At 38.3% G+C, this 12,005-nt stretch carries 10 protein-coding genes; 1 reads left to right on the top strand and 9 read right to left on the bottom strand.

The window, feature by feature from the left end; translation table 11 throughout:
• Nucleotides 1-2: 2 nt before the first annotated feature.
• The 7 genes from ACYT6F_RS06880 to ACYT6F_RS06850 form a co-directional block, all read right to left on the bottom strand.
• Nucleotides 3-1,265 carry a serine hydrolase domain-containing protein gene (locus tag ACYT6F_RS06880; RefSeq protein WP_472601105.1) on the bottom strand — a complete coding sequence of 421 codons (1,263 nt, stop codon included), beginning with the start codon at nucleotides 1,263-1,265 and terminating at the stop codon, nucleotides 3-5.
• Nucleotides 1,266-1,374: 109 nt separating this feature from the next.
• On the bottom strand, nucleotides 1,375-2,325 hold the full coding sequence (locus ACYT6F_RS06875; protein ID WP_472600487.1) for a 2-hydroxyacid dehydrogenase: 951 nt from the start codon (nucleotides 2,323-2,325) through the stop codon (nucleotides 1,375-1,377).
• A gap of 45 nt (nucleotides 2,326-2,370) precedes the next feature.
• The gene (locus ACYT6F_RS06870; RefSeq protein WP_472601104.1) at nucleotides 2,371-2,652 is read right to left on the bottom strand and encodes a GxxExxY protein; all 282 of its coding nucleotides are present in this window, start codon (nucleotides 2,650-2,652) and stop codon (nucleotides 2,371-2,373) included.
• 202 nt (nucleotides 2,653-2,854) lie between these two features.
• Nucleotides 2,855-3,376 (bottom strand): acyl-CoA thioesterase, encoded by a 522-nt coding sequence (locus ACYT6F_RS06865; RefSeq protein ID WP_283420494.1) that lies wholly within the window; start codon nucleotides 3,374-3,376, stop codon nucleotides 2,855-2,857.
• The gene (locus tag ACYT6F_RS06860; protein WP_472600486.1) at nucleotides 3,364-4,140 is read right to left on the bottom strand and encodes a hypothetical protein; all 777 of its coding nucleotides are present in this window, start codon (nucleotides 4,138-4,140) and stop codon (nucleotides 3,364-3,366) included. The genes ACYT6F_RS06865 and ACYT6F_RS06860 overlap by 13 nt, the downstream gene beginning before the upstream one ends.
• Nucleotides 4,141-4,608: 468 nt before the next feature.
• Nucleotides 4,609-6,726, bottom strand: a complete 2,118-nt coding sequence (locus ACYT6F_RS06855) for a TonB-dependent receptor (RefSeq protein ID WP_472600485.1) — start codon at nucleotides 6,724-6,726, stop codon at nucleotides 4,609-4,611.
• Between the two features lie 304 nt (nucleotides 6,727-7,030).
• Nucleotides 7,031-7,783 (bottom strand): WG repeat-containing protein, encoded by a 753-nt coding sequence (locus ACYT6F_RS06850; protein WP_472600484.1) that lies wholly within the window; start codon nucleotides 7,781-7,783, stop codon nucleotides 7,031-7,033.
• Nucleotides 7,784-7,929: 146 nt separating this feature from the next.
• Here ACYT6F_RS06850 and ACYT6F_RS06845 point away from each other — a divergent pair, with 146 nt between their 5' ends.
• On the top strand, nucleotides 7,930-10,197 hold the full coding sequence (locus tag ACYT6F_RS06845) for an aconitate hydratase (RefSeq protein WP_472600483.1): 2,268 nt from the start codon (nucleotides 7,930-7,932) through the stop codon (nucleotides 10,195-10,197).
• A 53-nt stretch (nucleotides 10,198-10,250) separates the two neighbouring features.
• On the opposite strand, the gene ACYT6F_RS06840 is transcribed toward ACYT6F_RS06845, so the two are convergent.
• Together ACYT6F_RS06840 and ACYT6F_RS06835 are read right to left on the bottom strand one after the other, a co-directional pair.
• Nucleotides 10,251-10,934, bottom strand: a complete 684-nt coding sequence (locus tag ACYT6F_RS06840) for a LytR/AlgR family response regulator transcription factor (protein WP_472600482.1) — start codon at nucleotides 10,932-10,934, stop codon at nucleotides 10,251-10,253.
• Nucleotides 10,921-11,937, bottom strand: coding sequence for a sensor histidine kinase (locus tag ACYT6F_RS06835; RefSeq protein WP_472600481.1), 1,017 nt, complete (start codon nucleotides 11,935-11,937; stop codon nucleotides 10,921-10,923). Before ACYT6F_RS06835 ends, ACYT6F_RS06840 begins: the two co-directional genes overlap by 14 nt.
• Nucleotides 11,938-12,005 lie beyond the last annotated feature (68 nt).

The raw sequence follows: 12,005 nt of genomic DNA, 5'->3' as shown, positions 1-12,005 counted from the left end.
CATTATTCTCCATAAACTTCACCATGTCCTTTTAATGTATCTTTATCATCACTCATTACGCTGTGAAGTTTATCTTTCTGTGCCGGAAAATCTTCAAATAATCCCGACAAGGCAAGTGCCGTATAAACTTTACCGGAATACCTGTTACCAATGGCCACAATGGTTACTTTTGATTTCAGTAAATGCGCAAATACAGAGTTGGTACCGTGCCACCATCCGTTATGATACGTGAGTTTTTCACCATTATCAAAAATTTTCATCCTGAAACCCAATCCGTAATTATTCGTTCCGAATTTTTCATTGCTGTATGGCGTGAAAACCTGTTCCATAAGCTCAGGTTTTAAAAAATCTTTTGAAAACATAGCTTTAGAAAAATTATAGAGATCTCTCGGGGTTGTATACACATTTTTATCACCATAGATAAGATCCAGCCTGTCTAACGGATAGAGCCTTTTGCCGCCATAATAAAATGATTGTGAAGCCGTTGGAATATCTTTTTCCTGAAAGATAAAAGTATTTTTCATTTTAAGAGGATCAAACACCATCTCTTTCATGGCCTGCGGAAAAGGAGTGTTGGTGATCTTTTCGATCAGCAGCGCAAGCATGGCAAAATTGGTATTGCAGTACATGAATCCCGTATCTGTATCTCTCGCCAGGTCAGGTTTGTACTTAATAATCATATTTAAAATATCCTGGTTCGTGATGAACGCTTTGGAAAGCTCAGCAGGCGCAGGCTGTATTTTAGTAATGAAATATTCATATTTCGGAAGACCGCTTCTCTGGTCGAGCAGCGTTTTAACAGTAACATTCGGATAAGGGAATCCCGGGAAAAATTTCGTAAGATGGTCGTCCAGATTTATTTTGCCAGCTTCCACCAGCTTAAGCATTGCCATTGCCGTAAGTGTTTTTGATACCGAGGCAACATGAAGAGGTGTATTTCTGTCAATAGGATTCTGATCGCCTTCTCTTGCAAAGCCTCTGTAGTTTTCGTACAGAATATCGTCACCTTTCGCAACCAGGATTCCGCCACTGAGGTCGCCACGTTCCCATACTCTTTTGTAATACTGATCGATATATCTTGAAAACGATACTTTATCAGGGATCTGGCTGTCTTCTTTTGTAAAAACTTTACTTAAATCTACGTTTCCGTAATTCGGGAGATTGGTCGTGCTTTCGGTGGCATTCTCCTGATTTTCAGTCTTGTTTTTACAGGCAAAAAGAGTTACACAGGCAGTGATAATAAGTACAAGATTACGCATCTTCATGAATTTCAAAAATGAGCGGCAATTTAATAAAACTGAAAATAATTATTAACTCCTGACTGTACATTATGAATTATTTAACATAAAACAATTTGCTTCCAAACTCAGGAAATTAATGAATTGACTGAAAATTACCTGGAAATTGCGCGAGAATTTTATCTACGATTACCTGGGCAAGTTTTTCCTTGCTTTGGATAGTCCATCCAGCGATATGCGGTGTTACGATCACTTTTTCAGATTCCAGCAAAAACTGCAGGTCTTCATTTTCAGTTTCCAGATTTTCGAAAGAAGATTTTTCATATTCCAGAACGTCGAGACACGCTCCTTTTACTTTTCCTGCTTGAATGGCTTCCACAAGACTTTTGGTTTCCACGTTTTTTCCTCGTGCAGTATTGACGAAATAAAAATCATTTTTCATTTCTGAAATAAAAGGTCCGTCTACGAGATAATACGAATCTTCCGTCAACGGAATATGCAAGCTCAGAACTTCTGCTTTTTCCTTAAGCTCATCCAGGGAAACCTGAGTGGCATAATCATCGGAAAGACCGGGCAGAATATCATGGAAAATCACTTTGCAGCCGAACCCTGAAAGTCTTTTGGCGGTCGCTTTACCCATATTTCCGTATCCGATGAGGCCTACGGTTTTTCCCAGCAGTTCATTACCTCTGTTTTCTTCACGAAGCCAGATGCCTTTTTTTACCTCCTGCGAAGCTATAAAAAGCCTGTTCATGAGGATCAGCAGCATTCCTACCACATGTTCTGCAACGGAATCCCGGTTTCCTTCCGGGGAGTTGATCAGCTGAATTCCCAATTTTTGTGCTACAGGAATATCAATATTTTCCATTCCTGCTCCTACTCTTGCAATAAATTTCAGGTTTTTAGCTTGCTCCAGAAAATTCTTGTCTAAAGGAATTCTGCTTCGTATAATGACACCGTCATAATCTTTTATCTTACGGCAGACCTCATCATAGGAAGAAATGAAATCTTCTTCCAGAATAAAGTTTTTGGCAAGAAGCTGTTCGGTAATCAGGGAGTGATTTTTATCTAAAAGGAGAATTTTCATTTTTTTTAACACTAATGACACTATTTTTTTGCACAAATGACACAATTATAACGTGCCATTAATTACTCTTTTTACTCCATCTTTAAATTGATGAGTATTAAAATTAATTAGCATTCCAAGTCTGGAATTACTTAATCGGAGGTATGTAAGAATCTGAGCTAAATGTATATTGTTTAGTAACTCTACTGATTTTATTTCCAATATAAATTTTTTCTCAATAAACAGATCCAGCCTATAACCTACATCCAATTTAATATTTTCATAAATCAACGGCATTGGTTTTTGTTTCTCTACAAAAAGACCTTTCTTCTGAAGCTCATAAAACATACATTCTTCATAAGCACTTTCTAGCAATCCCGGTCCTAAAACTTTATGGATAAATAACCTGATTCATACACGATTTTCGAGATTTCATTTTCAGAAATAACATTTTTCATCATATGCTAAAACAATAAAAATACACTTTTCACGTGAATACCGTTTAAGTATTTGTGGAATTAGTGTAAAGATTTGTGTTTTTTGTGTTTAATTAGTTTGACTCTCCGAAAAGTTTTTTAAGCTCAATTGACTCAGATGGTTTCATTCTTCCGGAAAGGATGAGTGAAAGCTCTTTTCTTCTGAGTGCGGCTGCGTATCTTTCTTTTTCAAGATCAGTTTCCGGTTCCATTTCAGGAATCGGGATGGGCCTGTTGAATTCATCAACCGCTACGAAAGTATAAATTCCTTTATTGGTCTGAATTTTTTTGTGGTTAATAGGATCGTCCAGCCACACGTCAACATAAATTTCCATGGAGGTAGAAAAAGCCCTGGAAACTTTGGATTCCATCACTACAATTCCGCCTTCCGGAATCGGATGATCAAATGAAACGTGATTTACGGAAGCTGTTACCACTCGTCTTTCGCAGTGTCTTGTTGCGGAGATGGATGCACATCGGTCCATTCTTGCCAACAGCTCGCCACCGAAAAGATTCCTCAACTGGTTGGTATCATTGGGGAGTACAATGTTCGTCATTACCGTCAGGGATTCTGACGCCTTTTTTATTTTTGCCATTTTTTCTTAGTGTTGTTTGTAGGAGCCGGATTGTTTACAGCCTTTTGTGTTGCCGGCTGAATATTCTGCTTTACCACAGCAGTGTCTTTTTTCAGAGAATCTGATGGGACTACTGGCGGAGCAACTTGTTGTGGCTTTACAGTATCTTTTTCAATCCTGTGGGTCCTGGTCTGTATGGAAGGATTGGTGTTTCCAAAAGATTTTTCACCAAAAAGAAGCTCCTGTTGTGTATAAGCTACATATAAAATTCCAGCAACAGGAATAATGATCAGGAAAATCCAAAGAATGGATTTGTTAAACCGGTAATCTTTTCCGGAGTTTTTCGAACCTGTTTTCAGAGGTTCATTGTTATGTATGTCTGAAATCTTAATTTCTTCCAAACCATAAAAATCCGGGTGATCGGACTGGAGTCTGTTTCCTTTGAAATGCGTTTTGCCTTCTTCAATGTAAATAGTACCAAGCCCCTGAATCTCGAGCATCTGATCTGCCTGCAGCTTCTTTTTCCAGAAATCGGTCTGGATCTGGAGATCTGTTTTGGAAGCTTCTACGGTCATCTGTTTGTGACCGGCAATAAAAGCAGCCAGCTCATCAGATTTTACTCCATAATCCGGACTGTATACAATTTTACTTGCAGGAGGAAGGATGCTCCCATTTTCGGAATTGATAATGGCTTTGGAGTTTTCAAGCGAAAACACCCCAAAATCCGGAACCGTAACGGTACCGAATTGTTTCAAATATTCTAAAATGTAAGCTGAAATATTCATTTGGCAGCAAATTTATGACTTTTTCGTGACTTTTGTTATATAAGAATTGTTCAGTATTTAGTTTAAAATATGCAGATCTGATTTTAGAAATCCTGTCCATGTTATAAGCTTTGGCTAAAGCCAATCGATGGTTTATTTTTTCTAAAGCGGGCTAAAGCCCGCTCCTATTAATGAATTTCTTATTTCGTGCAGTTCTGCAATCTGAATCTACATTGATTTTTTGGAACAAATGTGAATAACCAACTTCCTCCCTAGCCGCGATTGAAGCAATTGTCTGAGCTCATTTCTTTATTTTCGGGTGCGCGGCGGCTTCGCCGCCGCGCACCCGAAAATAAAGAAATAGCGAGTGCGGAAAGCGGGAAAAAGCTTCTAAAAAATAATTCTGATAAAATCCAAAAAAAAAGGCCGCCGAAGCAGCCTTAATCTAACTTTACTTTTTACTATAATTATTTCAATATAGCCTGATGGTTATTGTATTTTCCAGCTGATGCCGAACATGAAATTGGTTCCTGCCTGTGAAAAATAATAGGGTTCACTGTCCCATACCGCTCCGTTATTAACGTATTTTCTGTTAAATATATTATTAACAAGAAGCTTGAGCGCGATATCGTTGTTTTTGATTTTAAACTGGTACTGTGCATTAAAATCGGTAAGGAAATAATCGTTCAGCTGGAGGCTGCGATCTTCCGAATTATCCAGATACTGTTTTCCGACATACTGATTAAGTAAGGCAAACTGGAAATTTTTATTTGGGTTGAATTTCACTGAAAGATTGGCAATCACGTCCGGAGAGAAGGAAATCTGTGTATTCCCAAGATCCTGAATGCCGTTTTCATTTTCTACTTTAAAGTCCAAATTCCTGTTGTTACTGAAACTTACATTTCCGTTAAGTTCCCACTGTTTTGAAATTTTAGCCAATGCTCCGAGCTCGATCCCGCTTCGGAAACTTTTCCCGGAATTGGTTCTGATGAATGCACCTACATTGTTCAGCTCGCCATTTAGAACAAGCTGATTGACATAATACATATAGTAGAGATTGGCGGTGAAAGATACAGGCCCAAACTGTTTTTCGAGACCGGCTTCAAAATCGTGAAGCTTTTCGGCTTTTACGTCATTATTTGCGAGAAGATCGTCCCTGTTGGGTTCGCGGTGGGCGTGTGCATAAGAAACAAAAATTTTTCCTGACGGAATTCTATAATTGATTCCCGCTTTTGGATTGAAGAACAGCCAGTTTTTGTTTAAATCTGCTCCTTCCCCGTCTCCTGAAGTAATGATTTTTGTATCGTAATCTACATTTCTCAATTGCAGGTCTCCGAAAAATTCGAAATCGTTTACTCTTACCAAGGCTTTTGCAAAACCTGCCACTTCATTTTTCACGGAGCGGTTTCTGTAATACTCATGTTCATCAATCTGAGGTATGAAAACGCCTGTTACATTTCCGAAATGCCTTCCGTAGTACTGATTGGCAACTGCCCCGAAGTTTACATCAACCGTTCCCAGCTTTCCATAAAGCGTTGATACGATGCCATAAAAATCATTATTCAGCCATTTTTTCCTGATAAAGTCTGTTCGCGTCAGAGTTTGGGAACCATTTAAGAAGTTGGGCAGATTATATTTTGAAAACTTCGCATCCTGCTTATAGTTTTCGTAATATCCTTTTCCTTTGGTATAATGTACGGTGGTTTCGAGGTTCCATTTATCATTGAATTTCTGTTCCCAAAGCAAATGATAGTGGTTTTGTTGATAATTATCGGTCTCGTTGTCGTAAAACCCTACAATATTATCTCCATTAGCATCATAAATTGCTCCGGAGTAATTGAATTTAGGATCGGTTTCCCACGTTTTTCGGTCGATTCCGTTCCAGGCCTGGTAGGTTTTCTCTTTTCCCCCGAAAGCCATTAAACGGATCCTTGTATTTCCTTCCTCATATAAAGCCGTGAAGCTATAGGAATGCAGTTTTGAAAAAGCCCTGTCGATATATCCGTCTGAATTGATATGTGTATATCTTCCCATTACCGAAAGCCGGTTTCCCCAGAATTTTCCGGATCCGATTTCTGCAGAGTATTTGTAAGTATTAAAAGATCCGTAGCTGTCGTCCGTCTTTACATAAAATTTTTCTTCAGGATCTTTCAGGATGACATTAACGCTTGCCCCGAAGGCAGCAGAGCCATTGTTGGAAGTACCAACTCCTCGCTGAATAAGAATTTGCGAAGCCAAACTCGTAAGATCAGGAACATTGACGAAAAACGTCCCCTGACTCTCGGAGTCGTTGTACGGCACACCATTCATCATAACATTGATTCCGCTTCCGGAAACACCTCTGATTCTGAAACCGGTATAGCCGACTCCATTCCCGGCATCTGATGTAGATATAACGGAAGTCTGATTTTTAAGGAGAATCGGAAGATCCTGTCCAAGATTCCTGCTGTCGAGATCTTTCTGAACATTAATGATTTCTTTGGCTACGGGAAGTCTCCTGGTAAAATTAACGGCTTCAATTTCCTTTATTTTTAAGGAATCGGTATTTTGTGCCTGGATAAAGGCAGCTGCGCCTACAGTTAGGCCTAAAAAAAATAATCCTTTCATTCTATAAATTTTAACATTTAATGAATAAAAGGGGCGGATTATCTATAAATGATTAATGATAAAAGATGATTGATTTTTATTTCTTGCTAATAAATTATCAATAATCATCTATCAATTATTTACATGTTTCCCTAAACGGCATTACCCGTTCCAGGTTCATTGGGTATAATCTCAGCTTACGACAGCACCCCTTTATTTCTGCCGCAAAATTACAAAAATATTATAAGATTTAAGTTAAAACTACAAGTTTTACATTAGAAAAATACTTTTTAAGACGAAACCCCCATATTTTTTAAGGGTAAATTTAATAGGTATTATTATTTGAGTCGATATAGTAATAATTTTTTCCGTCTTTTGAAACATCAAACATTTTACCGAGTTTCCAGCTGAAATTACGTTTGATGTCGCTGTATTCAAAAGGAATAACCACTCTGTTGTGTACATCAATAACGCCGAACCTATTGTTTTTTGAAGCAACAATCATCGGATTGGCAACATCATCACCTTCGAGAATAAAGAGATATTCATACTGGGGATAAATCTGGAACTGCCTGTAATCTGACGGATCTTTAAAAGTAGCTTTTTCAATAATTCCGTAAAAACCATTTAAAATATAAGCCTGATACAGCTGCTGAATATATTCTTTATGAACACATTTTCCCAGATCTTCCTGTCGGAAACGATATACTCTTTTGCCTTTTTTATCGACCCTGTATGAGATTTCATCTTTTTCTACCGTTGCATAGTCTGCGGTCCCGAATTTCCGAAGCTTTTCATTAGGAGAATTCAGAAGAGTGCAGTCCTCATAAAAGAAAACCGCAATATGATATTCCGGCGGGATGATAAATTTACCTTTCTGATTAACGTATCCGAAGTTCCCGTCTTTTTTCTTTGGAATCAACAAAGGAAGATCCTGATTGACAACAGGTAATACTTCATTTTTTGCAACAGCTACCGTCTTCTTTTTTACAGGTACTTTTTTCGGAGTCGATTTCTGAGAAAAAACAGCTGCCGAAATCAAGACACCTAGAACCTGAATTATCTTTTTTAAACCCATAGTATCTGCAAAAATACAATGAAAATAGATATTATAAAACTCATATTTATAAAGAATCTAAATAATATAACTCCCATAAAATATTAAAATTTCGTAATTTTGGGAACATTTATAATTGTTTGATAATTTTAAAACGTTTTTGAGATATGACATTTGATATCGATATGATCAAAAAAGTGTACGAGCGTTACCCTGAAAGGATTGCAACAGCAAGACAGATAGTGGGAAAACCTCTTACATTATCAGAAAAAATATTATACACTCACCTTTGGGAAGGAAATGCTACACAGGCGTATGAGAGAGGAAATTCTTATGTAGATTTTGCACCGGACAGAGTAGCAATGCAGGATGCAACCGCACAGATGGCGCTGTTGCAGTTTATGCAGGCAGGTAAAGCGAAAGTAGCTGTTCCTTCAACGGCTCACGCAGATCACCTTATCCAGGCCAAGGTAGGTGCTGATAAAGATTTACAGGAAGGTATCAATAAAAACTCAGAAGTTTTCAATTTTTTGAGTTCTGTTTGCGATAAATACGGAATCGGTTTCTGGAAACCGGGAGCCGGAATCATTCACCAGGTAGTATTGGAAAACTATGCTTTCCCTGGCGGTATGATGATCGGTACCGATTCTCACACGGTAAATGCAGGAGGTTTAGGAATGGTGGCAATTGGTGTAGGAGGTGCTGATGCAGTAGATGTAATGGCAGGTATGGCATGGGAACTTAAAATGCCAAAACTGATCGGGGTAAAACTTACCGGAAAAATGTCCGGATGGACTTCTGCAAAAGACGTTATCCTTAAAGTAGCAGGAATCCTTACCGTAAAAGGAGGTACAGGATGCATCGTAGAATATTTCGGAGAAGGAGCAGAATCTCTTTCCGCAACAGGAAAAGGAACCATCTGTAACATGGGTGCTGAAATCGGTGCTACGACTTCTACCTTCGGATACGACGATTCTATGAGAAGATATCTTGCTTCTACAGGAAGACAGGATGTAGTAGATGCTGCCGACCAGATTGCTGAGCACTTAACAGGTGACCCTGAAGTGTATGCAAACCCTGAACAATATTTTGACCAATTAATAGAAATCAATCTTTCTGAATTGACCCCTCACTTAAACGGACCTTTCACTCCGGATTTGGCAACACCTGTTTCTGAATTCAGAGCAAAAGCAGAAGCTAACGGATGGCCGCTTGAGGTTGAATGGGCTTTGATCGGATCTTGTACCAACTCTTCTTACGAAGATTTATCAAGAGCTGCTTCTATCGTGGAAGATGCCGTTGCAAAAGGTGTTAAGCCTAAAGCCATCTTAGGGATCAACCCAGGTTCTGAGCAGGTAAAATATACTGCTGAAAGAGACGGTTTCCTTGATTCTTTCAGAAAATTTGAAAACGCAAGAATCTTTACCAATGCATGCGGACCATGTATCGGGCAATGGGATAGAGAAGGTGCTGAAAAAGGAGAGAAAAACTCTATTATTCACTCTTTCAACAGAAACTTTGCGAAAAGAGCAGACGGTAACCCGAATACACACGCTTTCGTAGCTTCTCCTGAAATGGTAGCTGCAGTAGCGATTTCCGGAAGATTAGACTTTAACCCAATTACAGATACTTTAACCAACGAAGCAGGTGAGCAGATCAAATTAGACGAGCCAGAAGGTTCTGAATTGCCATCTAAAGGTTTCGCTGTTGAAGACAACGGTTACCAGGCTCCATCACAGGACGGTTCTCATGTTGTGGTAAATGTAAGTCCAACTTCAGACAGACTTCAGCTATTAGAAGAGTTCCCGACTTGGGACGGTAAAAACATCTCGGGTGCCAAAGTTTTGATCAAAGCATTCGGAAAATGTACGACCGACCACATTTCCATGGCAGGACCATGGTTGAAATACAGAGGTCACTTAGATAATATTTCCAACAACATGCTGATCGGAGCGGTAAACGCTTACAACATGGAAACCAACAAAGTGAAAAACCAGCTTACCGGTGAATACGGTGAAGTTCCTGCTGTACAGAGAGCTTATAAGGCTGCGGGAATTCCTTCAATTGTTGTAGGTGACCAGAATTACGGAGAAGGTTCTTCAAGAGAGCATGCTGCAATGGAACCAAGACACCTTGGGGTAAAAGCAGTATTGGTAAAATCATTTGCAAGAATCCACGAAACAAACCTTAAAAAACAAGGAATGTTAGGATTAACTTTCGCTAATGAAGCCGATTATGATAAAATCCAGGAGGACGATACCGTGAATTTCCTTGATCTTGAGCAGTTTGCTCCGGGAAAACAACTTACGTTAGAATTCGTTCATGCAGACGGATCTAAAGACATCGTTATGGCAAACCATACCTACAACGATCAGCAGATTGAATGGTTTAAAGCAGGTTCTGCATTAAACCTGATTAAGCAACAAGAAAATTAATTGTTAGATTTAATTAATAATAGAAAAAGCAACTTCAAATTGAAGTTGCTTTTTTACTTGATACGATTTAGAAAATTCATCCTGTAACTCTCCCCTATCGGAATCTCATGTTCCGGATGGACGATGATCTTTTTGGCTCCGATAGTTTTGATATGATTGAGATTAACGATAAAAGATTTGTGAATCCTGACAAAGGAGTTTTCAGGAAGCTGCTGTTCCATTGACTTCAGGGTATCTAAGACAATAAACTCTTCTTTGGCCGTTTTGACATTTACATAATCTCTGATGCTCTCAACATATAAAATATCTTCAAAGCAGATTCTGTGCTGCTGCCCGGAAGATTTTACAAAAAAGTGATTTTGTTCCAGTACATTTAATATGAACCGTTCCTGTGCCTTTTCTGCACTTTTAGAAAAACGTTCGAATGAAATCGGCTTCAGGAGATAATCGACAATATGATGGTCATATCCTTCCAAAGCGTATTCTGAATAGGCTGTTGTTAAAATATATTTCATTTTATCGCCCACAATTTTCATAAAATTAATTCCCGAAAGTTCCGGCATCTGAATATCGAGAAAAACAAGATCCGCATTGTTCCGCTGAATATACTCCAGAGCGTCTATAGGATTCACCGTTGAAAAAACAAGTTCAAGAGAAGGCATTTCCCGGATATAATTTTCCAGCAAAGAGACAGCCAGCGGCTCATCATCAACAATGATACATTTAATGGTCTTCATTCCGTAAATCAATTTTTAAATCAACAATAAATTCCGTTTCAGAATCTTTGATATCCAATGAGTATTTTTTAGGATATAAAATTTCCAGCCTTTTTCTCACATTTTCAATCCCAATTCCTGATATCTGATCCTTTATTTTCTCTTTTTTATAATTTAAAAGATAAAATTGCAGCATTTTGTTTTCATCAGAAATATTTACATTAAAACCTTTATCACGGAAATCGCCATGCTTGAAAGCATTTTCAACGAACGGAACCAAGATCATCGGCGAAATGCTGAGATCCGGATGAAGAATCTTCTTTTCAATGACCAACAGTTCCGGATTTTTAATCCTGAGTTTTTCCAAAGCTATGAGACTTTCGATATAGCCTATTTCTTTTTCCAAGGCAATCCGGTCTTCGCCGAGATCTTTTGTACTGTATCGCAGCAGGCGACTCAGTTCTTCAATGGCAGGCAATGCATTATCCGACTTCTGATATACGAGCGAGTAGATATTATTTAAAGAATTAAAAATAAAATGAGGATTTATCTGGGTTTTCAGCGCCTGTAACTCTGCGGTTTTCCGGGCTTCAATAAGCTGAGACTTTTCTTCTTCTGCAATAATGGAATATTTAAAAAACCAAAAGGTAGTACTGATAAAGATCGTGGTACTGCTGTAAAAAATATTATCGAAGAAATAAAAGACAAAACCTGTCTCTTCTGCATAATTCCTTATCCCGAAAAACGTTGGCAGAAACCATTCTTCCGCAAAATATCTCACCAATACAAAAGAACTTATGCTCAGGAAAAAGGCAATAAAAGATTTATAAATTTTGTCGGCATCAAAAAACCTGGGAACAACAATAAAATAGTTGACGTAAAAACAGATGAAACTGGTGATAAAGAAGGTTATATTAAATATAGTAGCGTTGGAATGGAAGACAAAATAGGGAATCAGAACCGCTCCAATAATATAGATCGACCAAAAGAAAATATGCAGATAAAGCAGTTTGCTGTTTTTCATACCGCAAAAATAGACTTTCTATGAAAATGTACGCTGTTTCTTCGATAAACCGTCCCTTTTTCCCGATG

The sequence above is a fragment of the Chryseobacterium sp. NG-CE01 genome, assembly GCF_055695505.1.
The sequence above is the reverse complement of the archived record's forward strand: the minus strand, read 5'-3'. Positions and strand labels throughout refer to the sequence as shown.